General features: G+C 74.3%; 22 protein-coding genes. 6 read left to right on the top strand and 16 right to left on the bottom strand.

The genetic code is table 11. The annotated features are described in order from the left end of the window. Nucleotides 1-96 precede the first annotated feature (96 nt). Nucleotides 97-2883: a nitrite reductase large subunit NirB gene (gene nirB / locus OG898_RS15700; RefSeq protein ID WP_266957508.1), complete on the bottom strand. Its 2787-nt coding sequence runs from the start codon at nt 2881-2883 to the stop codon at nt 97-99. Between the two features lie 272 nt (nt 2884-3155). On the opposite strand from nirB, the gene OG898_RS15695 reads away from it, so the two are divergent. The 3 genes from OG898_RS15695 (at nt 3156) to OG898_RS15685 (ending at nt 6452) form a co-directional block, all read left to right on the top strand. After that, on the top strand, nt 3156-3878 hold the full coding sequence (locus OG898_RS15695; protein ID WP_250737593.1) for a sirohydrochlorin chelatase: 723 nt from the start codon (nt 3156-3158) through the stop codon (nt 3876-3878). 28 nt (nt 3879-3906) lie between these two features. Beyond that, nucleotides 3907-5091 carry a low temperature requirement protein A gene (locus OG898_RS15690; RefSeq protein WP_250737595.1) on the top strand — a complete coding sequence of 395 codons (1185 nt, stop codon included), beginning with the start codon at nt 3907-3909 and terminating at the stop codon, nt 5089-5091. Between the two features lie 113 nt (nt 5092-5204). Further along, the gene (locus OG898_RS15685; protein ID WP_250737603.1) at nt 5205-6452 is read left to right on the top strand and encodes a cytochrome P450; all 1248 of its coding nucleotides are present in this window, start codon (nt 5205-5207) and stop codon (nt 6450-6452) included. 149 nt (nt 6453-6601) lie between these two features. Here OG898_RS15685 and OG898_RS15680 read toward each other — a convergent pair whose 3' ends face one another. Both OG898_RS15680 and OG898_RS15675 read right to left on the bottom strand, forming a co-directional pair. Further along, entirely contained in the window at nt 6602-7096 is a 495-nt protein-coding gene (locus tag OG898_RS15680; protein ID WP_250737605.1) for a DUF5949 family protein, read from the bottom strand. A 57-nt stretch (nt 7097-7153) separates the two neighbouring features. Further along, a complete protein-coding gene (locus OG898_RS15675) occupies nt 7154-7759 on the bottom strand; it encodes a DUF4352 domain-containing protein (protein ID WP_266957504.1) in 606 nt (201 codons plus the stop codon). A gap of 174 nt (nt 7760-7933) precedes the next feature. Between OG898_RS15675 and OG898_RS15670 the strand changes: the two genes are divergently transcribed. Next, nucleotides 7934-8395 carry a DUF6299 family protein gene (locus tag OG898_RS15670; RefSeq protein WP_250737609.1) on the top strand — a complete coding sequence of 154 codons (462 nt, stop codon included), beginning with the start codon at nt 7934-7936 and terminating at the stop codon, nt 8393-8395. A gap of 167 nt (nt 8396-8562) precedes the next feature. Here OG898_RS15670 and OG898_RS15665 read toward each other — a convergent pair whose 3' ends face one another. From OG898_RS15665 to OG898_RS15645, 5 genes are all read right to left on the bottom strand, one after another. Continuing rightward, a complete protein-coding gene (locus OG898_RS15665) occupies nt 8563-8730 on the bottom strand; it encodes a hypothetical protein (protein WP_250737611.1) in 168 nt (55 codons plus the stop codon). A 124-nt stretch (nt 8731-8854) separates the two neighbouring features. Then, entirely contained in the window at nt 8855-10894 is a 2040-nt protein-coding gene (locus OG898_RS15660; protein WP_250737805.1) for a SpoIIE family protein phosphatase, read from the bottom strand. A 95-nt stretch (nt 10895-10989) separates the two neighbouring features. After that, a complete protein-coding gene (locus OG898_RS15655; RefSeq protein WP_266957501.1) occupies nt 10990-11352 on the bottom strand; it encodes a hypothetical protein in 363 nt (120 codons plus the stop codon). Between the two features lie 31 nt (nt 11353-11383). Continuing rightward, nucleotides 11384-12649 carry an NAD(P)-binding domain-containing protein gene (locus tag OG898_RS15650; protein WP_266960261.1) on the bottom strand — a complete coding sequence of 422 codons (1266 nt, stop codon included), beginning with the start codon at nt 12647-12649 and terminating at the stop codon, nt 11384-11386. A 119-nt stretch (nt 12650-12768) separates the two neighbouring features. Beyond that, entirely contained in the window at nt 12769-14070 is a 1302-nt protein-coding gene (locus OG898_RS15645) for an ATP-grasp domain-containing protein (protein ID WP_323184857.1), read from the bottom strand. A 294-nt stretch (nt 14071-14364) separates the two neighbouring features. On the opposite strand from OG898_RS15645, the gene OG898_RS36260 reads away from it, so the two are divergent. Beyond that, entirely contained in the window at nt 14365-15996 is a 1632-nt protein-coding gene (locus OG898_RS36260; protein ID WP_323184856.1) for a glycosyl hydrolase, read from the top strand. Between the two features lie 14 nt (nt 15997-16010). Here the strand turns inward: OG898_RS36260 and OG898_RS15635 are convergent, their stop codons facing one another. From OG898_RS15635 to OG898_RS15605, 7 genes are all read right to left on the bottom strand, one after another. Further along, entirely contained in the window at nt 16011-17153 is a 1143-nt protein-coding gene (locus OG898_RS15635) for a GNAT family N-acetyltransferase (protein WP_250737620.1), read from the bottom strand. After that, entirely contained in the window at nt 17150-17863 is a 714-nt protein-coding gene (locus OG898_RS15630; protein ID WP_250737621.1) for a lipopolysaccharide biosynthesis protein, read from the bottom strand. Before OG898_RS15630 ends, OG898_RS15635 begins: the two co-directional genes overlap by 4 nt. Nucleotides 17864-17931: 68 nt before the next feature. Continuing rightward, nucleotides 17932-19272: a glycosyltransferase gene (locus OG898_RS15625; protein ID WP_266957496.1), complete on the bottom strand. Its 1341-nt coding sequence runs from the start codon at nt 19270-19272 to the stop codon at nt 17932-17934. Beyond that, nucleotides 19269-20045, bottom strand: coding sequence for a polysaccharide deacetylase family protein (locus tag OG898_RS15620; protein ID WP_250737623.1), 777 nt, complete (start codon nt 20043-20045; stop codon nt 19269-19271). The genes OG898_RS15625 and OG898_RS15620 overlap by 4 nt, the downstream gene beginning before the upstream one ends. Further along, a complete protein-coding gene (gene murJ / locus OG898_RS15615; protein ID WP_266957494.1) occupies nt 20035-22203 on the bottom strand; it encodes a murein biosynthesis integral membrane protein MurJ in 2169 nt (722 codons plus the stop codon). The genes OG898_RS15620 and murJ overlap by 11 nt, the downstream gene beginning before the upstream one ends. After that, the gene (locus tag OG898_RS15610) at nt 22200-23576 is read right to left on the bottom strand and encodes an O-antigen ligase (RefSeq protein ID WP_266957492.1); all 1377 of its coding nucleotides are present in this window, start codon (nt 23574-23576) and stop codon (nt 22200-22202) included. The genes murJ and OG898_RS15610 overlap by 4 nt, the downstream gene beginning before the upstream one ends. Before the next feature lie 3 nt (nt 23577-23579). Next, nucleotides 23580-25031: an exopolysaccharide biosynthesis polyprenyl glycosylphosphotransferase gene (locus OG898_RS15605; RefSeq protein WP_266960259.1), complete on the bottom strand. Its 1452-nt coding sequence runs from the start codon at nt 25029-25031 to the stop codon at nt 23580-23582. On the opposite strand from OG898_RS15605, the gene OG898_RS15600 reads away from it, so the two are divergent. Then, complete coding sequence (locus tag OG898_RS15600) at nt 24988-25173, top strand: hypothetical protein (RefSeq protein WP_266960493.1); 186 nt, start codon at nt 24988-24990, stop codon at nt 25171-25173. The two genes, OG898_RS15605 and OG898_RS15600, sit on opposite strands and share 44 nt — an antisense overlap. On the opposite strand, the gene OG898_RS15595 is transcribed toward OG898_RS15600, so the two are convergent. Beyond that, on the bottom strand, nt 25163-26377 hold the full coding sequence (locus tag OG898_RS15595; RefSeq protein ID WP_266957490.1) for a glycosyltransferase: 1215 nt from the start codon (nt 26375-26377) through the stop codon (nt 25163-25165). The genes OG898_RS15600 and OG898_RS15595 overlap by 11 nt on opposite strands. Nucleotides 26378-26382: the final 5 nt, after the last annotated feature.

The following is a 26382-nucleotide window of genomic DNA, read 5'->3' as shown; positions in this document are numbered from 1 at the left end:
GTCTACAGGGGCGCCCGGCATCAGGGGAGAACGTCGCGTGGGCGACGGGACAAGGTCCCATCGCCCACAGTGCGTCGGTACGGCGGTCGCAGAGCCTTAGGGCTTGAGCTCCACCAGCGGCAGGGACACCTCGGGGTCGTCCAGACAGATGCCGGTCCGCAGGTCGAAGACCTGCTTGTGCATCGGCGAGGCCACGACGGGCACCCCGTCGCGCGAGCCCATGATGCCGTTGGCGATGACGTCGGCTCCCGAGAAGGGGTCCCTGTTGCCGACCGTGTAGACCTCGCCCGCGCGGTCCTTGAAGACCGCGGCCTCGGTGCCGTCCGGCAGCACCGCGGTCCGCCCGCGGCCCGGCTCCAGCGCCTGCGCCGCGCCTTCGGCGCCTTCGGCCGCACCGAAGTCCACGGTCCCGAAGCGCTCCAGCGCCGCCGGGTCCTCCAGGACCGCGGACCACTCGTCCTCGTACGCCGACACGTGGCGCTCCATCTGTGCCTCCAGTTCCGCGCAGATTCCGAGCGAGTCCTCGATCAGGACGGCCTTCAGGTGGTCCAGGCCCGCGGTGCTGCCGCCGAGCCGCTCCAGCCAGGCCGCCGTCCGCTCCAGGCGCTCGCCCGTGCGGATGTAGTACATGAGGAACCGGTCGATCAGCGCGAAGAGTTCGGCGGTGTTCAGGTCCGAGGCCAGCAGGTCGGCGTGGCGCGGGGTCGCACCGCCGTTGCCGCTGACGTACAGGTTCCAGCCGTTGGCGGTGGCGATGACGCCGATGTCCTTGCCCCGCGCCTCCGCGCACTCGCGCAGGCAGCCCGAGACGCCGCCCTTGAACTTGTGCGGGGTGCGCAGACCCCGGTAGCGCAGCTCCAGGTCGATCGCCAGCTGGATGGAGTCGCCCTGCCCGAAGCGGCAGAAGCGGGCTCCCACGCACGACTTCACCGCGCGCAGGGACTTCCCGTACGCCTGCCCGGACTCGAATCCGGCGCCGCCGAGCCGCCGCCAGATGTCGGGCAGCTGCTCCTTGCGGACCCCGAAGAGGCCGATGCGCTGGGCTCCGGTGATCTTCGTGTAGAGGCCGTAGTCCCTGGCCACCTCGCCGAGGGCGATGACCTGCTCGGCCGTGATCTCGCCGCCGGCGACGCGCGGGATGACCGAGTAGGTGCCGTCCTTCTGGAGGTTGGCGAGGAAGAGGTCGTTGGAGTCCTGCAGGGCCGCCTGCTCGCCCGCCAGGATGTGTCCGATGCCGAGGTCGGGGGCGAGGGTGCCCAGGACGTTCGCGACGACCGGCTTGCAGACGGCGCAGCCCTCGCCGCCCTCGCCGTGGGACTCCAGCAGTTCGCTGAAGCTGCGGATGCGCTCGGTGCGGATCTTCTCGTAGATCTCGGCCCGGGTCAGGGTGAAGTGCTCGCACAGGCCCCGTGCCTTCTCGATGCCCGCCGCGGCCAGTTCGGCGTCCAGGACCGCCTGAAGCGTGCCGATGCAGCCGCCGCAGCCCGTGCCGGCCTTGGTGCACTTCTTGATGCCGCCGATGTCGGTGAGGGACTCCGCGACCACCGCCTCGCGCACACGGCCCTTGGTGATGTTGTGGCAGCTGCACACCACGGCGTCGTCGGGCAGCGCGTCCGCGCCGGGCAGCGCCACGCCCTCGCTCGACGGCAGGATGAAGGCCTCCGGCGGGGCCGGCAGCTGCCGGCCCGCGTGCGGCTTCAGCGAGCCGTACGCCTCCGCGTCGCCGACCAGGATGCCGCCGAGCAGCGCGCCGTCGGGGCCCAGCAGCAGCTTCTTGTAGACGCCCTCGCGGGCGTCGGAGAAGACCACCGAGACGGCCCCGTCACGGCCCTCGGGGGCGAAGGGGTCGCCGAAGGAGGCCACGTCGGCGCCCATCAGCTTGAGCTTGGTGGAGGTGTCGGCCCCGGTGAAGGTCAGCTCGCCGGCGCCCGCGAGGGCCTCGGCGACGGTCTCGGCCATCTGGTAGCCGGGCGCGACCAGCCCGTAGACCTTGCCGTCGACGGTCTGCGCGCACTCGCCGATCGCATAGACGTACGGGTCGCTGGTGCGGCAGTGGCCGTCCACGACGACCCCGCCGCGGTCGCCCACGGCGAGCCCGCACTCACGGGCCAGGCGGTCGCGCGGCCGCACACCGGCCGAGAAGACCACGACGTCGGAGCCGATCTCCTCGCCGCTGGTCAGCCGCAGCGCCTGCGCCCGCCCGTCGGGGTGGATCTGCACGCCGGCCGCGCCGACGCCCGTGTGCACGGCGACGCCCATGGACTCGATGGTGGCCCGCAGGGCGGCCGCTCCGCCGTCGTCCACCTGCAGCGGCATCAGCCGGGGCGCGAACTCCACGACGTGCGTGACCAGTCCGAGCGTGCGCAGCGCGCCCGCCGCCTCCAGGCCGAGGAGCCCGCCGCCGATGACCACACCGGTCCGGACGTCGGCGGCCGCGGCGTACGCGGTCAGGGCCTCGACGTCGTCGAGCGTGCGGTAGGTGAAGCAGCCCTCCGCGTCGGCGCCGTCGATCGGCGGCACGAAGGGGTAGGAGCCGGTCGCCAGCACGAGCGCGTCGTAGCCGAGCACGTCGCCGGAGCGGGCGGTGACCGTACGGGCCGTGGTGTCGATCAGCTCCGCCGGGTCGCCGAGGCGCAGGTCTATGCCGTACTTCTCCAGGAAGCCGGGCGCCACCAGGGACAGCTCCTCGCCGGTGGAGCCGGTGAAGGCCGCGGACAGGTGCACGCGGTCGTAGGCCGGGCGCTGCTCCTCCGCGAGGACGGTGACCTGCCAGCCGCCGCGTTCGGGGCGGGTCGGGTCGGCGAGCGCGTCACGCTCGGCGAGCGCCTCCAGCAGGCGGTGCCCCACCATGCCGTGGCCGATGACAACCAGCGTCTGCCCCATGGATCTCACTCCGTGTGTCCCTGTGCCGCGCGGTCCCGGGGAGGCCAAGGCGGCCGGGCCGAGACGTCGCGCGTGCATGCGTTCCGACCTTTCGACGGTAGGTCCGCACCGCGGCCCCGAACGCCCGAAAAGGACCCCTGGGGACGGGGAAACGGCCCGTTCCGCACAGGACCTCCGGCCCCTCGCGCGGGCCCTTGGCCAGGCTCCCCCGGGCCCGCGCCGCGCCTAGCCTGGGAGGGGGGACCCGGGGCCGGATCAGGGAGGCAGACCACATGCTCGTCATCGCCGTCCACGGCAGCGCGGTTCCGGAGGCCGCCGCGACCATCGACCGGCTCGTCGCCGCCGTCGAGGCCATCAGCGGGGTGCACGCGCTGGTCGGGCACCTCGACGTGCAGCGCCCCTCGCTCGCCGAGGTCGTACGGGAGCATCCGTCCGCCGTGGTCGTCCCCCTGCTGCTCGGCGACGGTTTCCACCGCCGCGTCGACATACCCGCCGTCCTGGAGGGCACCGGCTGCGTGCTCACCGAGGGCCTCAGCGGCGAGCGCGACATCGCCCGCGCCCTGCACGGCCGCCTGCGCGAGGCCGAGCGCCGCCGCGGCCCGTACACCCGGGCCGACGCGGTGGTGGTGGCCGGCGCCGGCTCCTCCCGCCCCGGCGGCAATGCCGGTACGGAGGCCTGCGCGGCCCAGCTGTCCGCCCTGCTGGAGTACGACGACGGCGCCGCCCCCGTCCCCGCGGTCCCCGCCTACCTCACCTCCGCCGGGCCGACCGTCGCCGAAGCCCTGGACTCCTTCCATGCCGCCGGGTACCGCCGGATCGCGGTGGCGACGCACCTGCTGGCCCCGGGCCGCTTCACGCGCGCCCTGAACGCCTCGGCCGCCTGGACGGTCTCGGAGCCGCTGGCCGACCACCCGCGGCTGGCCCGGCTCGTCCTGGGCCGGTACGAGTCCGCCCGGGGCACACGGGCCCTGAGGGCCGCGCGCCTCGCCTGCTGAACCCCGTAGGGCTGCTGTCCTGGGCGGTATGGCTCTGGCTTACGTACCCATGACCGCTCGCAGCCGGGACGAGGGCCACCGCGCCTCGACCCCGCTGGAGCTGTTCTTCGACCTGTGCTTCGTCGTCGCCATCGCGCAGGCGGGCGCCCAGCTCGTGCACGCGCTGGCCGAGGGCCACCCCGGCAGCGGGGTGATCAGCTACATGTTCGTGTTCTTCGGCGTGTGGTGGGCGTGGATGAACTTCACCTGGTTCGCCTCCGCCTACGACTGCGACGACGTGCCCTACCGGATCGCGACGCTCGTCCAGATCTCCGGTGTGCTCGTCTACGCGGCCGGCGTGAGCCGGGCGTTCGACCAGAACGACTGGACGGTGGCCGTCATCGGCTACCTGATCATGCGCGTCGCCCTCACCGCCCAATGGCTGCGGGCCGCCTCCGGCGAACGTGGCGAGGCGCGCGCGGCGGCCCTGAAGTACGCGGCCGGGCTGGTCCTCTGCCAGGCCGGCTGGGTGGCCCTGCTGTTCGTCCCGGACGGCGCCAAGCGCTGGCTGTTCCTGATCCTGGTCGTGGCGGAGCTGATGGTTCCGGTGGTGGCCGAGCGCGGCCACCAGACGCCGTGGCACGCCCACCACATCGTGGAGCGCTACGGCCTGTTCACGATCATCGTGCTCGGCGAGACGATCGCGGCGAGCACGGTGGCCGTGAAGTCGGCGCTCGACGAGCACGAGGCCCTGGGCGAGCTGCTGCCGATCGCGGCCGGAGGGCTGCTCATCGTCTTCGCGGCCTGGTGGATCTACTTCGCGGTGCCGATGCACGAGCACCTGACCTCCAACCGGGAGGCGATCCCGTGGGGGTACGGCCACCTGTTGATCTTCGCCTCGGGCGCGGCGATCGGCGCGGGCATCGAGGTCGCGGTCGAGCACGCGGTCGGCAAGGCGCACGTCTCGCAGCTCGCCGCGAACGCGGCCGTCACCGTCCCGACCGCGATCTTCCTGCTGATGGTCTGGCTGCTGCACTCCCGCCACTTCAAGCGGGGCCTCGCCCAGCAGTTGACCCTGCCGGTCGCCGCCCTCGCGGTCCTGGCCTGTTCGTGGACGGGCACCTACGCCGTCCTGTACGCGGGCCTGGTCGCGACGGCCACGGTGGTGATCGGCCTGACCCTGGCCAACCACGCCCCATCCGATCCCGCCCAATCCAGCCCCGCCGGCGTGTGAGGCGACTCTTGAGCCCCGCCGGCGTTTGAGGCGCGGGGGTCCGGGGGCGGAGCCGCGGCAACGGCGCCGCGCCGGACCCGTCACCCCCGCGCCCCCGGCACCGTTTTCAGGCCATGACTCTCCCCGCACAACGCCCCGGCCAAGACCCCGGCAGGGAATTGGCCGACCCGGCCTTCTGGCAGGCTCCCCCCGCCCACCGGCTGGCCGCCTTCGCCCGCCTGCGGGCCCTGGACTCCCCCGTGTTCGTCCCCGAAGGCAGCGGGCACTGGGCCCTCGTACGGCACGCGGACGTCCAGGAGGCGAGCCGGCTGCCCAAGGTGTTCGCCAGCGCGCCCGGGGTGACGACGCCCGAGCCGGCCCGCTGGGTGCGGGCGCTGTTCGGGGACTCGATGGTCAACCTGGACGGCGCCGAGCACGCGCAGCTGCGCAAGATCGTGCAGCGGGCCTTCACCCCCCGGCTGCTGGCGGCCGCCGAGGAGGACATCCACGCGGTGGCGGCGCGCATCGTGGACGACGTTCTGGACCGGCGGCCGGACGAGTTCGTCGAGGCGGTGGCCTCGAAGCTGCCCCTGGAGGTCATCTGCAACATGATGGGCATCCCGGAGCGCTACCGCGCCGAGATCGCCGACCGCGTCAACCACGCCTCCGAGAACATCGGCGTCGAACGGGGCCTGACGGCCCGGCTGCGGATGCCCGGGCGCGGACTGCGGGCCCTGGCCCGCATGCAGCGGATGGTGGCGGGGATCGGGCGGGAGCGGCGCGAGAACCCGACCGACGACCTGATCTCGGCCCTGGTCTGCGCGAACGTGGACGGTGAGGCGCTCGGCGCCCGCCAGCTCGGCGCGTTCTTCTCCCTGTTGATGGTGGCCGGGGTGGAGACCACCCGCAATGCCATCACCCACGGCCTGACCCTGCTGACCGACCACCCGGACCAACGCGACCTGCTGGTCGAGGACTTCGAGACGCACGCGGACGGCGCGGTGGACGAGATGATCCGCCACTCCACGCCGATCATCCAGTTCCGCAGGACGGTAGCCGCCGAACACACCCTGCGCGGACACGCGTTCGTCCCCGGCGACAAGGTGGTTCTGTACTACGCCTCCGCCAACCGTGACGAGGAGGTCTTCCCCGATCCGGACGCCTTCGACATCACCCGCTCCCCCAACCCCCACCTGGGGTTCGGCGGCGGCGGACCGCACTTCTGCCTGGGCGCGCACCTGGCCCGGGTGGAGATGAAGGCGCTCTTCCGCGAGCTGCTGACCCGCCCGGTGGGACTGCGCGCGGTCGGACTCCCGGACCTGGCCGGGTCCAGCTTCGACAACCGGGTCCGCTCGCTGCGCTTCGCCTTCGAACAGCCGTAGGCCGGCCGGAGCGCGGCACGAGCGAGGCCCTGAGCGAGGCCCGCAGGGCGGCCGGGAACGGGCGGACCGGCCACCGGGCAGGCTGGGAGCCCGGCGGCCGGAGCGGGGGCCGGCGCACGCCGTGCGCACGCCGTGCGGGCGAAGGGTGCCTAGCGCTGCAGGCGCCGCACCGCGAGGACGGCGTGGGCGCTGTGGTTGAGCACCTCGGTGTCACCCGCGAACGCCTGCAGCGTCTCGGCCTCGACCGGCTGCCCGGGAACCGCCTCGGGCCAGGCGCGGGTGGCGAAGAGGAAGTACGCCTGCCCGCTGTCGGCCGCGGCCTTGACCCACTCGGGCGGGGCGATGCACTTCGCGTTCATGCCCGGCAGGGTCAGCGCGATCTGGTTGCCCTCCAGGAGGATCTGCACCGGGAAGGAGGACGGGTTGCGGACTCCGTCCATCACCACGTCGCCGATGGGCAGGCCGATCTCCTCAAGGAGCCCGCGGGCGGCCGCCTCGCTCGCCTCGGGGCCGTCGGGACCGTCCCCGAGGATGTAGGCGAGGAGATAGGGAATGTCGTGGGCCTCTTCGGGGTCGCCGATCCACGCGAGCACCGAAAGGGTGCCGAGCTTGGAGCGGTCGAGTTCGGCCTGGGTAGAAGTCATGCGCCGCACCTTAGTGGTCGCCGACCCGGCCCTTTGACGCCGTTTCACCCGGGCGGGCTAGACGGCCCAGAATCCACCTCCGGAATTCGCCACCATGTTCGCGTCCTGGTACTGGAGACGCACGATGCGCGCGTTTTCCGGAATTTCGAACACCACCCATCCTTCGGCCCGCTCACCGACCGAGAGCGAATCGAAGACGAGTGGTTTGCCGGTCGTGAGCTCCCCCGTGGGCACCACCGGGTGGCGCTGCCCCGCGCCGTCGAGCGCCCACATGCGCCCGAGAGCCCCGTACGAGGCCCCGCCGACGTTGACGAACGACATCGAGGCGGCCACCCAGCGCTTGCCCGCCGCCGGGGCGAAGTTCTTCTCGACGCTGACCGCGGGGTCGACGTAGGCGCCCAGCACCACCTGGAGGTGGCGGCCCACCTCCCGGCCCCTGACCCGTACGGAGTCACCCACATGGGCGTCCTTCGAAGTGGCCCGCGCCACCCCGTCCCGCTCGGCCGCGGGGTCGTCCCCGACACCCGGCGCGCCGTCGTCGACCGGCACGGCGGGCACCGCGGCCGGGGCGAGCGCGGCCCCTTCGGGGGCGCCGGAGCAGGCCGTGGCACCGAACAGCAGGAGCGAGAGGAGGGCGGCCGTGACAAGAGCGGGCTGACGCATGCGGGATCCCTTCGGGGATCTTCGGGGACGTATTCCGGTCAGTCTCACGCGCCCGAGCGGGCAATTGCACACACCGACACGAGTCCGCGGAACGCATTGACCTCCATATGCCAGCACAATGCGTTCCGGCGGAATTCCGCTCACCCCTGCACCCCTCGTCCAACAGGAGGAACGATGGCCGCGACCGGCCCCCGCATGGCCTTGGCCGCACTCGCCGCACTGGGCGCCACGGCGGTATTCACCGCCCCGGCGAATGCCACGTCCAACGGCAGCACCATTCACGGCAGTGACATTTACGTATCGTCGGAAGCCCACATCGCCCCCGACGGCACGATCCACCTTTTCGGTGAGTACCACTGCTCCGAGCCGTCACCCTCGGGAACGGTTCAGATCAAGGCGACCATCGAGCAGGAGGACGTCCGCCTCAGCATCGGCGGCGGCGACGCGCAGTGCGACGGCGAGGTGCACGACTGGTCGGCGCACGGCACCCTCCGGCTCACCCCGACCGTGCACGCCGGCGAGGCGCTGGCCAGGGCCGAGCTCCAGGAGATCCGCTTCGGCGGCGGACTGCTGCCCCGGTCGATCGACACGGTCGCGCAGGACGCCCACCCCGTCCGGGTGATCGACCACCGGTAGCAACCGCCCGCGGTGCGCGCGTACGCCCCTCCGGTAGCCGCCGCTACCGGGACCCGGGCGTCGGCCCTAGCCGGGTGTCGGCCTCAGCCGCGTGTCGGCCTCAGCCGCGTGCCGGCCTCAGCCGCGTGCCGGCCCAAGCCGGGCGGCCCCTCAGCGGGACCGGCCGGTCACCGGCACGCGGGCGCCTCGCCCGTCATCGACATGAAGGCCACCGTCTGACACCCCGGGTCCGTGTCCGGACGCCCGGTCGACCAGTCCACCGCCGTCGCCGCCCCGGCCGCGCACAGCAGCAGGGCCAGGACGCCCGTCACCGCGCGCTTGCTCAGCCGGCGCACGGGAGGTTCCACAGAAACCGTTCCATGGCGGCATCATCGCCCCGCCCCCACCACCCCACAACTCGACGTGAGCGCGCGGTCACGATCCGCGCGGTCACCGTCCGCCCCCTCACGGTCCGCCCCCTCACGGCGCGCTCCGCGCCGCGCTGCCCGCCGCCGAGAACTCGCACCACACCGCCTTGCCGTCGCCCCGGGACTCCACCCCCCAGTGCGTGGCCAGCGCGTCCACCAGCAGCAGCCCGCGCCCCGTGGTCGCCGACTCCCCCGGGGTCCGCCGCCGCGGCCACACGCTGGAGCGGTCCTTGACCCACAGCCGGATCCGCCGGACCGGCTCCGGCAGCACCTCCATCGTCAGCACCGCTCCGCCGTCGGTGTGCAGCAGGGCGTTGACCAGCAGCTCTCCCGCCGCCAGCTCCACGTCGTCGGCGAGCTCCGGCATGCCCCAGTCGCGCAGCGCCTGCCGCAGGGCGTAGCGGGCCTCCGAGAGCCCCTCCGGGTCCGCCTGGTGGACGTACTGGTGGATGCGCGGTGCCCGGTGCGTGCCCGGGTCGGGGGCCCGGCGCAGGACCAGCAGGGCCACGTCGTCGCCGGAGCCCCAGCGCTCCCACAGCCGGTCCGAGAGGTGGTCGGCGAGCGCCCCGGCCTCCTGCGGGCCGCTGCGGACCGCGTGGGCGAGGGCCTCCATGCCCTGGGTGATGGCGGTGCCGGGCTCCTCCACGAGCCCGTCGGTGCACAGCACGAGGGTCTCGCCGGGGACCAGGTCGAGCCGGGTCTCGGGGAACTCCTCCTGCGCGAAGACGGTGGCCAGCCCGAGCGGCAGGCCACCGCGCACGTTGGGCCAGCCCGTTCGCCCGTCCGTGTGCCGGATCAGCGGTCCGAGGTGGCCCGCGCGGACCGCTCGTACGCCTCCGGTCTCCAGGTCGACCTGCGCGTACATGCAGGTCGCGAACCGTTCGGTGTCCAGCTCGGCCAGGAAGCGTGAGGCGCGCGCCAGCACGGTGGAGGGCGGATGGCCCTCGCCCGCGTAGGCCCGCAGTGCGATGCGGAGCTGGCCCATGATGGCGGCGGCGTGGGTGTCGTGGCCCTGTACGTCGCCCACGACGATGCCGACGCGGTCGCGGGGCAGGGAGATGACGTCGTACCAGTCCCCGCCGACCTCGCGCCCGCTCCAGGCCGAGTGGTAGCGCACCGCGATCTCCCCGCCGGTGATCTCGGGGATCCGCCGCGGCAGCATGGCGGCCTGCAGCATGGTGGCGAACTCGCGCTCCTGGTCGAAGAGGAGCGCCCGCTGGAGCGACTGGGCGACGATGCCCGCCAGGCCCAGGCAGAGGTTGCGCTCCTCGGGGCTGAAGTCGGTGCGGCGCCGGTAGAAGAGCACCAGTCCGCCGATGGACTCGGCCTGCGCGATGAGCGGGAGGTAGGCGGCCGCGTCGTACTGGATGCGGTTCAGGTAGTCGGAGAGCAGCGGGAACTCTTGCGCCAGCTCCGCCAGCGAGGTGACGAAACGTGCCTTCCGGCTGAGCACCGCCTGCGAGAGCGGCAGCGAGCCGTCCAGCCGGGTGAACTTGCGCTCGCTGAGGATCTCCAGGGACTCCCCGCTGAGCGCGATGATCTTGATGTGGCCACCCTCGACCAGCCCGAGCGCCATTCCGTCGACGCCGAGCCGCTCCAGCGCCCCCGCGCCCGTCAGCGTGGCCGTCACGTCATCGACCGTCACCGCCCGCGACAGGGCCTCGGTGGTCCGCTGCACGATGGTCGCCTGCTGGGCGCGCGCCGACTCCAGCTTGCGCAGCACCGTGAGGTGGGCGAGCTCGGCCGTCGCGTCCCGGACGATGCCGACGATGCGCACCGGGCGCCCCTCCGCGTCCCGCAGGACCCGGCCCTGGGTGTGCGTCCACTGGTCCCGGCCGTCGCGCCGCTGCACCGTGAAGTACTGGCCGTACGTCTCCTCCCCGCCGTCCAGGACGCCCTGGACGGTGTCCCGGAGCCGCGCGGCGTCGTCGACCGGGATCCGCAGCCCCAGGCTGTCGGGGGTGCGGTCGTACTCCTCCCCCTCCAGGTCGAAGACCGCCATCCCGGCCTCGTCCATGTCCATGGTCCCCGCGCCGAGGTCCCACTCGAAGCTGCCCATGCCGTTGAGCGCGAGCCGCTCGCCCGGGCCGATGAGGGGGCGCCCGTCGTTCCCGGCTCCACCCGGGCTCTCTGGGGCGTCCGGTCTCTTGTCGCTTCGCTCCGCCGCTGCCACGAGACTCACACCACCTAACGGCCGGGCCAGCACGGCTGGGAAATGAGCCGCTCCCACTCCTCGTCAGGATGCCCCGGAAGGGTGCGTCCGGCCTCCTGCCAGCGCTTGACGAGGGAGAGGTAGATCATCGAGGGGTCGTACGGGGCCTGCTGATACGGGGCCTGCGCGTGCCGGCCGTGCGCGTGCGGAGCGTGCGGGTACGGATCCTGCGAAGACGCGTCCTGCCCGGAGGACTGCCGGGACGACTGCCCGTACGGAGACTGCGCGTACGGGGACTGCCCGTACGGCTGCGGGGGCGCGGCCCTCGTCGTGCCGGGCTGCTCCGCACGGCTGGCCGGGATCCTCACCCAGCCCCGGCCCTGTGCGCGCTCATCCATCGCGACACCTCTCACGTGTGGTGACTGGCTCTCACGCTCTGTGCCCGGCAGCGGGAGCCCGGTCGGCCCGGGGCGCACCGGTGGAACCCGTCAGCGGGCCCCGGGCCCCCAGACGCTTGCGGACTCCTGACACCAGTCTCCCCGCCGTGAAGCCGGCACCGTGCACGAATCGCATGGAAGGGCCGAATGAGGGAGCGGTCAGCAGCCCCGCGAAGAACAGCCCCGGCCACGAGGACTCGAAGCCGGGACTCAGCTCCGGCGTCCCGCTCTCCCCTACGGTGACCAGCGCGGCCCGCAGCCCCGCGTCGAGCAGCTCCAGCCGGGCCAGGTCCGGGGTGAAGCCGGTCGCCGCGATCACGTGCGCGGTGTCCAGGACGACGGACTCCCCGGCGGCGGTGGACAGCCCCAGCCGGGTCCGCCCGCCCACCGGGACCGCACGCTGCAACCGGTGCCCGAGCAGCACGGGGACCCGCCGCTCGAAGCGCTCCCGCAGCCACCAGGCCCCGGCCGGGCCCAGCGCGGTCGCCGCGATCCGCTCCCGGGTGGGCGCGGGCAGCCGGCGCACCGCCCAGGGCAGCTCCGACCAGGCCCAGCTGCGCCAGCCCGTGCCGAGCCCGCTGTGCGGATCGCGCAGGGCGCGCAGCGGGTGGCGCCGCAGCGGCTGCGGGACGGTGTTCCAGTTGAGCCGGGAGCGCCGGGCCACGAGGCACGGCCGGGCCCCGTTCTCCGCGAGCAGGGCCGCGGTCTCCAGGGCCGCCTGCCCGGCGCCGAGCACGGCGACCTCGCGGCCGGCGAAGCGGGTCAGGTCGCGGTGGCCGCTGCTGTGCGAGTAGTGGGCCGCGGGCAGCTCCCGTAGCGCCTCGGGGTACCGGACGAACGGCATCACGCCCACGGCCAGCGCGACCGTCCGCGCGAGCAGCGGCGGCCCTTCGGCGGTGCGGATCAGGAAACCCCCGCCCTGCGGGGTGACTTCGGTGACGGTCGCCTCCTCCACCGGGGGTGTCGCGTGCCGGGCGAACCAGAGCCCGTACGCGCTGAACGTCCCGATGGGCAGCGGAGTTCCGTGTTCGGCGGCGATCCCGCGGCCCGCGCAGTACTCGGCCAGCGTGTAACGCCCGCCGGGCGCCGACAGGTTGGAGGACCACGGCTCCGACTTGAGGTACATGCCCTCGGGCATGTGGTCCCGCCAGGAGGCCATGGGCCGTCCGAGGATCCGCACGTCGAGCCCCGCACCGGCCGCGTGGGCCGCGATCGAGAGCCCGTAGGGCCCCGCTCCGACCACCACGAGGTCGTCCATCCGTGTCACCGCAGTCCCTCCAGCCTCATGGTTCGTCCACTGCCACCTGCGCCCCGCGACGCCCTGCAGCCCTAGGGCTTCGCCGTCTTACGAGGTCACCGCGTCACCGCGTCACGACGTCACCGCGTCACGAGCTCGTCCGGCTCCGCCGGGGCCTCCGGCGGGGCGGACCGGGTGCCGGATCCGGCCGATGCGGCCGATCCGGCGGATCCACCCGGGGCCCCGGCCGCGGCGGGCGGGGGCAGCTGCCGGCCCCGCTGGTGCGGGGCCCGGACCACCGCCCGGGCCGTCCGGCGGCCCTGCGCGGGGACCCCGCGCAGCACCCGCAAGCCCTTGAACGCGCCCCGCCCCAGGAAGGCGGCGAGCATCGCCAGGAACGGCATCGGGTCGTCGGCCGCGAACCACGCCGCCTCCACCTGCCCCCGCTCCCGGCCCCGTCGCGCGGGGGCGGCCGCGGCGCCCGCCCCGGAGGGCGGTGCCGGGGGACGGCGCGGGAGCGAGCGTCCGCGCACCGCCGCGAGCAGGGCGTAGTTCTCCGCCACGAACACCCGGCCCGGTCCGCCGGACGGTTCCGGGACCCGCTGGCCCGTCAGGTCCAGGTACATCGCCTGGACCACGTCCAGGCCGCCCGCGTCCGTGAAGAGCCTGAACTGCGCCCCCGGACGCGGGTTGAAGTCCACCAGGCGGAAGACGCCCTGCTCGTCCCGGCGGAAGTCCAGGTCCAGGATCCCCTGGTAGCCCAGCCGCTCGGCGAGCCGCAGCCCCGCCTCCTCCACCGCCGGGTCCGGCAGCCACCGCCCGACCGCCGTCAGCCCCGTCCGCACCGGCCAGGACATCTCCTTGCGCCCCGACCCGGTGATCAGCGGACGCCCGCCCCGGGCGAACGCGCCGTGGAAGAACCAGTCGGTGTCCGGCCCGGCCGGCAGGAACCGCTGGAGCAGCAGCCGGCTCCCCGCCTCGTCCGAGCGCTCGTACAGCCGCCGCGCCTCGGCGGCCGCGTGGAGCAGGGTGGTGCTGCGCAGGCCCGTGCCGGAGGGCAGCAGCCACGGCCTGCTCCACTTGGCGATCACCGGGAGCCCCAGCCGCCACGCGGCCTCCGCCGCCTCGGACCCGCTCGCCGGGATCACGGTCTCCGGGTGCGGTACGTCCCACCGGGCGCAGAGCCGCGACAGCTCGGCCTTGTCGGCCACCCGCGCCGGCAGGTCGTCGGGCTGATGGGGGATCCGGAAACGGTCCGTCAGCATCGGTGCGACCCGCGACACCGCGATCGCGCTGAGGTCGTCCATGGCGATGAGCACCGCCGGGCGGCCGATCTGTTCGGAGACCCCGGTCAGGCACTCCAGCAGCGCTTCGGGCGCCTCGGGGTCGAGTCCGCCGGACGGTCCGGGATGCACGGCACGCAGGTAGCGCGAACGCCCCATGGGACCTCCCCCGGCCTCGACGACGGCATGGACCTCCACACCCGTGCGCCCAAGGGATCTGACGGCGCCGAGGGTTCCGTGGTGGAACGGATTCCGATCGAGTCTGAGCAGAACTGCGGGCACTTGGCTGGGATGCGCGTGCATGGGAACGGTGTCTTTCACCTAGTCGGACCAAGCGGGGAGGGTGCGCAGGTGCGAATGGCCTATGCAGAGGTCACCGGACAGGCCATTCGTCAGATGTGATGCCTAACGTCTTTGGTAAGCACACCGATTCAGGAAAGCTCGGGAGACGCCATGCCCAGACCACGCCGCCGACTGGCGAGCACCTGCATCGGAACGGTGACGGCCGGACTGCTCGCCACCGGGGCCGCCCTCGCGGCCCCCGAGGAGCAGAGCTCGCAGTCCGACATCGCCATGGGTGCCTACCTCGACTACGGGCCGCCCGGAGTGGCCCGCATCCCGTTCCTGTCGAACTGGCTGGGCGGCAAGGAGATCCGGGTCGGGCACACCTATCTGCCCGGTGACCAGTGGGCCGGCATCGAGGGCAACGTCAGCTTCCTGGACGACTGGGCGCAGTGGCGCCGCCAGCGGACCGACCGGCTGTTCGTCCTCAACGTGCCCATGCAGGAGCGGAACGAGGACCGGGTCCCCGACCGCCAGGTGGCCCAGCTGATCCGGGCGGGCGCGGAGGGCCAGTACGACCGGCACTTCAAGAAGCTCGCCGAACGACTGGTGGCGCTGGGCGTCCCGGACACGGTGATCGTGCTCGGCTGGGAGATGAACGGGGTCACGTACACCCACCGCTGCGGACCCGACCCGGAGAACTGGAAGGCGTACTGGAAGCGCATCGTCAACACGATGCGCTCCGTGCCCGGCCAGAAGTTCAAGTTCGATTTCACCCCGAACCGCGGCACCGACGCGATCGGCTGGACCAAGTGCTACCCGGGCGACGACGTGGTCGACATCGTCGGGATGGATTCGTACGACCAGGGTCCCGGACGGACCTTCGACGACCAGATCAGCCAGCCGTACGGGCTCCAGCAGCACGTCGACTTCGCGCGAGCACACGGCAAAGAGATCTCGTACCCGGAGTGGGGGCTGTTCCGCAACGGGGACAACCCGGAGTACGTGCGGCGCATGCTGCAGTGGATCGACAAGCAGAAGCCGCTCTACCACACCATCACCGACTACTGCCCGCACGGCGTCTGGCAGTGCAAGCAGAACCCGGCCTCGACGAAGGTCTTCCGCGAGGCGCTGACCCCGCAGCGGCCCGACCCGGTCATCCCGACCCCGGTCATCCCGACCCCGGTCATCCCGACCCCGGTCATCCCGACCCCGGTCGTCCCGACCCCCGTGGTGCCCACGCCGGTCATTCCGACCCCGCAGATCCCCACGCCGGAGATCCCGACGCCGGTCGTCACCCCGCCGGTCGTGCTCCCCAGCCCGGAGCTCCCGAGCCCGGTCGCGCCGAGCCCGGTCGAGCCCAGCCCCGTCGTGCCCAAGCCCTCGCCCGTGGTCCCGAGCCCGGAGATCCCGGTCGAGCCCAGCCCGGTCGAGCCCAGCCCGGCCGTCCCCAGTCCTGCCGTCCCGAGCCCGGTCGTCCCGAGCCCGGTCGAGCCCAGCCCGCTGGTCCCGTCCCCCGAGGTCAGCCCGGTCGTACCCGAGGTCCCGGTGAGCCCGAGCCCGAGCGCCAGCCCGAGCCCGGTCGTGCCCAAGCCGAGCCCCGAGGTCCCCTCCCCGTCGCCCTCGCCGCTCGTACCGAATCCCGAGCCGTCCCAGCCGCCCAAGCCGACGACACCGCCCGTCAACAGCACGGAGTGGTGCGTGCCGATCAACTTCGGCGAATGGCTCTCCAAGCTGGTCGGCAAGCAGTCGGTCTGCATCAAGGTCGACTGGGGCAGGGATACCGGCTTCTGGCCCTTCTAGGCGGAGCGTTCGGGTCATCGGACCCGCAGTTCGTTGAGCCGCGCCCGCCAGTCCCTGGCGGCCGGCAACGCCTCCCGCAGTACGTCCACCGCCCGCTCGCGCCCCGTCACCTGCGACTCGTGCAGTCGCAGCAGGGGCGCGAGCGCGGTCGTGGCCAGCAGGAAGCGCTGGTTGACCACCGTCCGCGGCCGCCAGTGGTTCTTGTACGGTTCGCTGCCGCGCAGGAAGCTCACCACCGGGCGGCCTTCGGCGAGCGCGCGGGTGGTCTCGTAGCGCAGCAGCAGCGTGGCCACGTCCACCTTCCGGTCGCGCAGGTCGGGGTCGGCGCCGTAGAGGTACCCGCCGCTGAGCGAGCCCGAGAGCAGGGTGAGGTTGGCGGCCACCACCTTCCCGTCGAGCCGGAACTCGGCCAGCCGCCCCTCCCCGGCGCGCACCATCCGCCGCGTGGCCCGGGTCAGGTGTTCGGCGAAGCGGGGCTTGAGGTGTTCGGGGGTCACCCCGCGGCCGCGCCACTGCTTCTCGTGCAGCCGCAGCAAGGTCCGTACCGCTCGCGGCACTTCCTGCTCGGTGACCTCGTGCTCCTCGATCCCCGCCGCGTCGGTCTTGCGGAGCTTGGCCCGCACCCGCTGGGCGCCGGAGGCCGGCATCCGCTTGACCAGCTCGTCGAAGGGCATGGCCGGCAGCTCCATGCAGGTGGAGTCGGTGAGCTTGCTGCCGATCCCGGGCCAGGCCGCGAACACCGCCTCGGCGGCGGCTCCGGGCCGCACCTCGCGCAGGTCGACGACGGCGCCCCGGGCTGCCCGGTGCAGACCGTTGGCCAGGGCCGGGACGACCTGGTCGGCGTGGTCCGCGGCCACCAGCACGTCGAAGTAGTCGGTGATGCCCCCGCCGAGCGGCACGAGCAGCGGCAGCGGCCGGTGTACGAGCATCAGCGCGGCCGCGCCGACCAGCTCCTCCCCGCGCCGCACCAGGACGATGCGGAGCCGGCCGTCCTTGCCGTAGGACAGCCACCAGGAGTGCAGCCAGGCGTGGCTCTGGAACGGAGTGGCGGTGGGACAGCCGCGGACGAGCCGGTTCCACGGCTCCTCCAGCGCGGCGAACTGCCGGGGATCGCGGCACAGCGTCACCGACAGGGCCCCGGCGGAGCCGGTGGTCATCGCACCGACTCCTTCTCCTTGGCCGCGGCGGGCTCGCCCTGCGCGGGCAGCGAGGCGTACTCCTCGACGGTCTCCGCGGTGGTCTCCGTGACGCTCTCCGCGGCGGGACCCTCGCCGCGCCGCCTGGCACCGGTGGGCCGGGCCAGCAGCCACAGTCCGCCCAGCAGCCCGCCGGCGCACAGGCCGACGGCCCCGCTGAGGGTGGGGGACGCGGAGGCGGGGTCGCTGGGCGCGACGGCCTGGTTGAAGAGGAGCAGCTGCACGCCGGTGTTCTTGGCGGCCTGGTTGCTGCTCAGCGACAGGGCGTCGGCGACCGCGTTGGCGATGTCGGCGGCTTCGCTCGCGCTCCTCGCGGTCCCGGTGATGGCGATCATCGGGGACTCGGGGGAGGTCTCGGCGCGGACCTGGGTCCGCAGCTTCTGCACGCTGATGCCCGCGCGGGGCTGGGCGTACGCGAGGGTCGAACTGCTGGTGGCGATGCGGGCGTAGGCCTGGGCGAAGCCGAGGGCGGTGGCCGGCTCGGTGGTGTCGTCGGGGACCGCGACGACGTAGCTGGTGGCGGCGTACTCGGGCGCCTTGAGCACCCCGTACGCCCCGCCCGCGGCGAGCCCCAGCAGCGCGGCGGCGGGCAGCGGCCACCACGCGGGGGGCGGCAGCAGCCGTACCCGGCGCCGGTGGGTGGACTTCTTCTGGTCGGCGTTGTCCGCCATGTGCGTACCTCTTTCCTGGTGGACGGGTGCTTGCTTCGGGGCCCGGTGCGGTCCCCTGCGGGGTCGGCTCAGCCGATGTCGCCACCGGCGGCGGGCGAACTCAGCCCCGCCGGAGGCACATCCAGCCCCTCCCGGGCCAAACTCAGCCCCTCCGGCGTTTGAGGAGCAGGGGTCCGGGGGCCGGCCCCCGGCAACGGCGCCGCACCCGGACCCGCCGGGTCAACGGCCCGAGGCCCCCGGCCGGGACCGGGCAGCGCCACCACCCCCCGTGCCCCGGCCGGCGAGCCGGCCATCGCGTGGTCGTACACGTGCAGCAGCTGCCCCGCGCTCCGGGCGATGTCGTAGCGCCGCACCACCCCGGGCGGCGGCAGCCGCTTGGCGCCGGCCTCCATGTGCCCCCGCAGGGCCGCGACGAGCTCCTCCGTGCCGGTGCCGATCCGCCGCGCCCCCGGCGCCTGCGCCGCGGGCAGGTCGTCGATCGCCGGGCAGGTGACGTGCAGCACCGGCAGGCCCGCCGCCAGCGCCTCGATCACCGCCAGCCCGAAGGCCTCCTCGCGCGAGGGGGACACGAACACGTCCATCGCCGCGAGCAGCGCCGGGATCCCGGGGGTCCGCCCGTCCGTGCTGTCGCCCAGCGGGTCCCGCTCCCCCAGCAGGTGGATCCGGCTCTGCGCCCCCAGCTCGGCGGCGAGCCGGCGCAGGGCCGCCCGCTCCGGCCCGTCCCCGGCGAGCAGCAGGTGCGCGCCGGGCAGCGCCGCGACCGCCCGGACCAGGACGTCGAAGCGCTTGCCCGGCACGAGCCGGCCGACGCCGCCGACCACGAAGGCCCGCTCGGGCAGGCCGGTCCGGGTCCGGGTGGCCCGCCGTACGCCCTCGTCGAAGCGGAACCGCACGGCTTCGATCCCGTTCGGCACCACGTGCACCCGCCCGGCCGGCACCCCCCAGGCCTCCAGGCGGGCCGCCACCGTGTCCGATACGGCCACCGTGGCCGCGCCGAGCCGTTCGCTCGCCAGGTACAGGGCCCGTACCCCGCCCGAGAGCGGCCGGCCCTCCATCTCGGCCGCGCCCAGGGAGTGTTCGGTCGCCACGCTCACCCGCACGCCCGCGAGCCGGGCCGCGAGCCGCCCGTACACGCAGGCCCGGTACAGGTGCGTGTGGACCAGGTCGTAGCGGCCCCGCCGGATGAACGTGGCCAGCTTCGGCACCGCACCCAGGTCGCGGTTGCCGCGCATCCCGAGGTGCACGACGCGGACCCCGTCCGCGCGCAGCCCCTCCGCGACCGGGCCGGGGTTGGTCAGCGTCAGGACGTCGCAGCGCATCGGCATGTGCCGCAGCAGCAGCCGCAGTTGCTGCTCGGCGCCGCCGACGCCGAGTCCCGTGATGACGTGCAGCACCTTCCGGGGGCTCACAGGTGCACCACCCTGCGCAGCTCCCGCACCTGGTGGCGCACCTGCTTGATCCGCAGCCGCGGGCCGCCGTCGGCCTGGCTGATGTGCGTACGGGGCATCGCGTGGGGTCCGGCGAGGCGGCCGGGGTCGATGGCGCAGGCGTAGCCGTACCCGGCGTCCCGGGTCGCGGCGACGACCCGGGCGTCGAGGTGCCCGTAGGGGTAGCAGAATCCGGCGGGCAGCGTCCCGGTCAGCTCCCGGATCAGCTCGCGGCTGCCGCGCAGCTCCTGCTGCAGTACGTCGTCGGGGGCCGCGGTGAGGTCCTGGTGGAGCAGCCCGTGCGAGCCGATCTCCTGTCCGGCGGCGGCGACTTCGCGGATGCCCTCGGCGGTGAGGAGGGGCTTGCGGGGGCCCAGCGGGTCCCAGACGTTGTCCACGCCGAGCCGCCCTGGCAGTACGAAGAGGGTGGCGGTGCAGTCGTAGCGGCGCAGCAGCGGCAGTGCGCGGGTCAGGAAGTCGGTGTAGCCGTCGTCGAAGGTCAGCCCGACCAGCCCGGCGCCGCGTCCGGCGGCGCGGGCGCGCAGCAGTTCACCGACGGAGACCCCGCGCAGTCCCCGGGAGCGCAGCCACAGCAGCTGGGCCTCCAGCACGTACGGGGTGACGGTGATGCCGTACGGGTCCTCGGCGGGATCGGTGAACTCGGCGACGGAGTGGTACATCAGGACCCACGGCGAGCCGGTGCGGCGGGCGGGGGCCGCCGCGGCGGGGCGCGCCGTTTCGGTGTCAGCGGACATTGCGGAACCTCTGGGTGAGCTGGGAGGTGAGGTGAGCGGTGAGCTGGGCGAGCTGGCCCGGCAGGGCGGTGACCTCCAGGGCCCGTATGGCCATGCCGGTGGCGCCGAACATGGCCGGGACCAGCAGGCAGCCGAGGGCGGCGCTGACCAGCGGGTCGGGGATCATCGGCCCGGCGATCCAGCCGGTGGCGCAGGCGGCGAGGGCCGCGACGGAGAGCCGGCCGATGCTGATGGCGACCCGGCGGACCTGGATGGCGATGATCCGCGAGCCGAGGCCGGTGAGCAGCAGCGCGGCGGTGGTGGAGATGCCGGCGGCGTTGGCGGCGGCGATCCCGTAGATCCCCCACCAGCCGACGGCGAAGGCTCCGGCGACGATGTTGACGAGGAGTCCGGAGCCCATGGCGAGGGCCGGGAACCAGGTGGGCCGGGCGGTGGAGAAGAAGGGCCGCGAGAGCGCCCCGACGAGGCAGTGGCCGAGCAGGCCGAGGCCGTAGACCCGCATCACGGAGGCGGTGGCCTCGGTGTCGGTGTGGGTGAACGCCCCGCGTTCGAAGAGGACTTGGATGATCTGGGGGGCGTACCCGATGACGAGCGCGGTGCCCATGAGGACGGCGAGCGAGGCGAGCGCGAGGTCCCGCTCGACCCTCCTGCGGGCCTTGTCCCGCTCCCCGCCGGCCATGGCCTGGGCGACGACGGGGAAGGTGACGGTGCAGATCATGAGGGAGAGCACCATCGGCATCTGCGCGACTTTTTGGGCGTAGTTGAGGTGCGAGATGGCGCCGGGCGGCAGCGAGGCGGCGAGGAACCGCTCGACGAGGACCTGGGACTGCCGGAACACGGCGAAGAAGATGACCGGGGCGATCACCCCGAAGGCGATCAGGGTCGGCCGGTCCCGGTCGCGCTGGCAGCGCGGTGCGCCCTTGGCGCGGGGCGGTCCGAAGCCCACGTTGCGGATGAAGGCGGGCAGTTGGACCAGGGCCATCAGGACTCCGCCGACGGCGACCCCGGCGGCCGCGGCGCGCACCCCCCACAGGGCGTGCAGGGCGACCATCGTCCCGATGATGCCGACGTTGTACGACACGTAGATGGCGGCGGGCGGCACGAAGGAGCGGTGCGCCCTGAGGGCGGCGCTGAAGTAGCCGGCGACCCCGAAGGACAGCACGGTCAGGGCGGTCATCCGGGTGCATTCGACGGCGAGCCCGGGGTCGGGCAGCCCCGGCGCGAGCACGCCCACGACGAGCGGCGCGGCGACGATGAGCACGGAGGCCACGGCGGCCAGGAGCACGAGCAGCCGGGGCAGCGTGGCGCCCACGAGCAGCCGTACGGGATCCTGCGCGCGGGCCTCCTGCCGGGTGAGCCCGGCCCTGCTGGCGGCCCGGCGGGCCAGGGCGTGGCTGAAGGCGGGCACCATCAGCAGGGCCATAGCGTCCTCGATGAGCAGCGTCGAGGCCATCTCGGGGACGGTCCACGCGATGAGGAAGGCGTCGCTGTCGTGCCCGGCTCCGAAGAGGTGCGCGATCGTCTGGTCGCGGACCAGCCCGAACACCGCCCCGGCGGCGGTCAGCCCGGCGGTCACGGCGGCCGCCTTGGCGAGCGCCCCGCCGCTCCCCGACCGGGCCCCGTCACCCGGGGCCTTCCCGTCGCCGCTCCGGCGCCCGCCGCCGACCGCCCCGAGCCCCGCACCGGCGCCCGCGCCCCGACGGGTCCCGGTCCGCAGGACCCCGCCCGCCGCGGTGGCGCCGGCATCCCGAGCGGTCCCGGTCCGTACGGACCCGCCCGCCGCAGCGGCGCCGGAGTCCCGGCCGGTGCCGGTCGCCAGGGACCCGCGCACCGCTCCCGTGGTGAGCGGCTCCACCTCCAGGGACGCGTTCCCCTGGAGCCCGGTCCCGAAGGCCCCGGCCCGGCCGGTGGCCACCACGCGGCCCGCTCCGGCGTCGCCGGCGGGGACGGGAATGCCCACGTGCGCGGCTCCGGGCCCGGCGGACAGCGGGCCGCCCGACGCGGCCGTGCGGCCGGCGGCCTCGGCCGGGCCCGTGGCCGGCGCACCGGCAGAGCCGGGGGGCACGGGCGGGACGGGCGGGTGCGGCGGACGGCCCGCAGCCGCGGCGACCTCGGTCGCCGCGGCTGCGGGCCGCCGCCAGGGCGTCGTATCCGTCACCGGCCGGCCGCACCCTCAAGGTTCGCGACCCGGGCAGGTGCGCCCGTCCCGCCCCCGGAGGGAAGCGCCCACCAGGCCGCCAGGCCGATGATCACTCCGGTCAGGACGGTCGACGGGCCGCCGATGTCCGCGTAGAGGAAGTCGGTGAGCTGCCACACGAGCAGGCCGATGGCGACCAGTCCGCAGTCCCGCACCGCGGAGGGTCCCGCCAGGCAGCGCCGCAGGCCCGCCACCAGCAGGGCCAGCCAGCCGCCCGCCAGGGCGATGAGGCCGGTCAGCCCCTGCTCGCTCAGCACCAGCAGGTACATGTTGTGCGGGGACAGCAGCGGCTGGCGGATGTACCCCTGGCCCGCGCCCGCGGTGTCGCTGCCGGAGGACAGTGCCAGCCCGGAGTGCGAGTCCCGGTTGGCCGGGAACCCCTTCAGCCCCACCCCCACGGCGGGCCGCTCGCGCCACATCGACCCGGCCGCGGCCCACATCGTGTAGCGGTCGGTGACCGACTGGTCGGGGGCGTCGGAGACCTGCGTGATCGAGGTCAGCCGCTCCGCGACCATCGCGGAGCCGACGCCGAACCCGCCGACGAGCACCACCCCGGCGGCGGCCAGCGCGAGCAGCACCTTCAGGGCCCGCCTGATCCCGGCGAGGGCCATCACCAGCCCGGCCGCGGCGAAGGTCGCGATCCACGCGCCCCGGCTGAAGGACAGCACCAGCGGGAGCACCAGGACCAGCGCCGCCGCGCCCGAGGCCCGCCGGACCCGCGCCGGCAGCCCCGGCGCGAGCGCACCGGCCGTCGCGACCACCAGGCCGTAGGCCACGACCGTGGCCATGCCCATGACGTCCCCGGGTCCGAAGGTGCCCACGGCGCGGATGTCCTCGCCCTGGTACGAGGCCCCGGTGTGGGTGGCGAACTGCACCACGCCCACCGCTCCCTGAACCAGCGCCAGCACCACGAAGCACCCCGCGGCCAGCCGGAACTCCGAGGCGTCCCGCACCAGCAGCACGATCGCCGCCGGGACCAGCACGAACACCTGGAGGTAGCGCACGAAGCCGGGCAGGGCCGCGTACGGGTCCCCCGCGGTCACCGTCGAGACGGCGAGCCCGACGGCCGGCAGGCCGAGGACGAGCACGCCCAGCGGGCTCAGCGGCCGGACCCGGCCCCGCAGGGCCTGGATCCCGCAGACGAACACGAGCAGCAGCGAGGCTGCGTCGGCCGGACCGACCTTCCCCGAGGCGGAGGCGTCACCCGCCGGTACGGGGATCAGGAGGGCCAGTACGGTCGCGGCGAGCGGCAGCAGCGGCCAGTGCCGTCGCAGCAGGTCGGCGGTGTCCGGGCCGGACCATGAGGTCGGTGACGTCGGTGCGGCAAGGCTCATGCTTTAGCTGCCCCCCAGCCGGAAGCGGAAGAAGGAGGCCGCGGTGCGGGCCAGGATCCACAGGTCCTGCCACAGCGACCAGGTGTCGATGTAGTGGTTGTCGAAGCGGGCCCGGTCCTCGATGGAGGTGTCCCCGCGCAGCCCGTTGATCTGGGCGAGGCCGGTGATGCCTACGGGCATCCGGTGCCGGGCCTCGTACCCCGGGTGCACGCTGCTGAACTTGGCCACGAAGAAGGGCCGTTCGGGGCGCGGACCCACCAGGCTCATGTCTCCCCGGACCACGTTCCACAGCTGCGGCAGCTCGTCCAGCGAGGACTTGCGCAGGAAGGAGCCGATCGGGCTCATCCGGCAGTCGCCGGCCACCGTCCAGCGGGTGGCGGACTCGTGGGCGTCGGCGCGCAGGGTGCGGAACTTCAGCAGGGTGAAGGGGCGTCCGTAGAGGCCGACCCGCTCCTGCCGGAAGATCACCCCCGGCCCGTCGGAGATCCGTACGGCGAGCGCGCAGGCGCCCATCACGGGGGCGGCGGCGAGCAGGGCGATCGCGGCGAGCGAGGAGTCGATGACCCGCTTCGCGTACCGCTCGACCGGCCGGGCCGGACGCGGCAGCAGCGGCTGGACGGCGTACCCCCACAGCTGGTCGGCGGGCTGCGCCACGCGCATCCCGGTGACCTTGGCGGTGCCCGCCGGGTCGGCGAGCCAGAGCCGGCACCCGTGGTCGTGGAAGAGCCGGACCAGGGAGGCGGTGCGCTCGTCGGCCTCGGGCGGGCGGGTGAAGACGGCGTGCCGGACGGAGTTCTGGATGACGGCCCGCCGGATGTCCTCGTGGGTGGCGAGTACGGGCACTCCCGCGGCCGCCTCCTCGGCGGGCCCGGTGTCCGCGAGCCCGACGGGCCGCAGGCCGTACTCGGGGCGCCCGTGCAGGGCGGCGGCCACCGCGCTCGCCCCGGCGCCGGGTCCGACGACCAGGGCGGAGGCGGGGCGGCGGGCGCGGGTGCGACGGCGGAGCTGGTTGACGGCTCCGCGCCCCGCGCACGCCAGGACGACCTGGACGCAGACGGCGCCGAGCAGCGCGCTCCAGCCCAGGGCGTCACCCGGGGCGGTGGCGGCCAGCACGGCGGCGGCCCCGCACCACAGCGCGGCGGCCCGCCCGGCGAGCGCGGGCAGTTCGAGGAGCGCGGAGGGGGCGAGCCGCGGCCGGTACAGCCCGGCCTGCGCGTGCAGCGCTACGAGGGCCAGGGCGAGGGGAGCGGCCGCCCCGAGCGGCAGCTCCGCTCCGGGCAGCGCCGCCACCGCCGCCGTGGCGGCGAACGCGTCGGCGGCCAGCAGCGGGGCGATCCCGTCCCGGCGGCGCACCCGCTCGGGCCGTACGGCGGCCCGGGCCCGGTCGGCCTTGGGGCCGCGCGGGGGGTGGATGGCGGTCACGGAACGGCGCACGGCGGCGGCGCTCGCGCTCATGGCCGTACTGGCGTTCGCGGCCGTACTCGTGGTCGTGGTCGTCGTCGTGGTCCTGCCGGTGATGCCGGTGATGCCGCCGGCGGGCCCCGTGCCGTCCTGCCCGGTGTGCCGGGCGGGTGCGCTGTCCATCGTCATCGGCTGATGCGCTCCTGGTTCAAGGGCCGGGGCCTGCCCAGCAGTTCGTGATACAGACCGGTGACCGCGTCCGTGGTGCGCCGCACGTCGAATTCCATCCGCGCGTGCCGCTCCGCCTGCTCCCCGAGTGCGGCGAGCAGCCGCGGCTCGGCGAGCAGCCCGCCCAGGGCCTTGGCCAGCGCCGTCGGGTCCTCCGGTTCCACCAGGCACAGCCGTCCCTGGCCGGGCGGGAGGCTCTCCCTGGCACCGCTGACGTCGGAGACCAGGACCGGGCGGCCACAGGCCATGGCTTCGAGCGGGGCGAGCGCCATGCCTTCCCACCGCGACGGCAGTACAACGAGATCGGCGGCCCGAAGCCACGGCCGGATGTCGAAGGCGGCCCCCGCGAAGTGGACCGAGGGCGGTGCCCCGCGGCACAGCCGTTCCATGTCCGGGCCGTCCCCGACGAGCACGAGGCGGGCCCCGGGAACGGCTCCGAGCAGCTCCGGCCAGGCACGCAGCAGGACGTCCTGCCCCTTCTGCTGGCAGAGCCGGCCGACGCAGACGGCGAGCGGCCCGTCGCCCTGGAAGGCGGTGGGCAGCGGGAGTTCGGCGCGCGCCCGGGCCTTGTCCTGGACGGGGTCCGGGCCGCCGGGGCGGAAGTGGGCGAGGTCGACGCCGTTGCGGATCACCGACCAGTGGGCGGCGATCCCCTCGGACTCGCCGGTGCGGCGTTCGGCCTCGCTGACGCAGAGCACCCGGTCGGCCCAACGGGCCCCGAAGCGTTCCCAGCGCAGCGCGAGCGCGGCGGTGGCCCCGCCCACGGCGTCGAAGGACCAGGCGTGCGGCTGGAAGACGGTCGGGACGGCCCCGCGCACGGCGAGCCGCCCGGCGAGTCCGGCCTTGGCGCTGTGGGCGTGCAGGAGGTCGGGCCGGACGCGTCCGATCAGGCGGCGCGCGCCGAGCACTTCGGCGGCCAGGCCCGGCCCGGGAGCACGCCCGGCACGCCAGGTGAGCACCTCGGCCCCGGCCTCGCGGGCGGCGTCCGCGAGCTGTCCGCCGCGCGGGCAGCCGACGTAGGTCCGCAGGCCGGCCGCGGACTGGGCGCGGACGAGGTCGACGACGACGCGGGCGACCCCGCCCTCGACCGGCTGGACGAGGTGGAGGACGACCGGAGGCCGGTCAGGAGAGGGGGAAGGAGAAGGAGAGGGTGAAGAAGGCTGCGTCGGCACGTGGA

The organism is Streptomyces sp. NBC_00193 (assembly GCF_026342735.1).
In the GTDB taxonomy this organism is placed as follows: domain Bacteria; phylum Actinomycetota; class Actinomycetes; order Streptomycetales; family Streptomycetaceae; genus Streptomyces; species Streptomyces stoeckheimensis.
The sequence above is the reverse complement of the archived record's forward strand: the minus strand, read 5'-3'. Positions and strand labels throughout refer to the sequence as shown.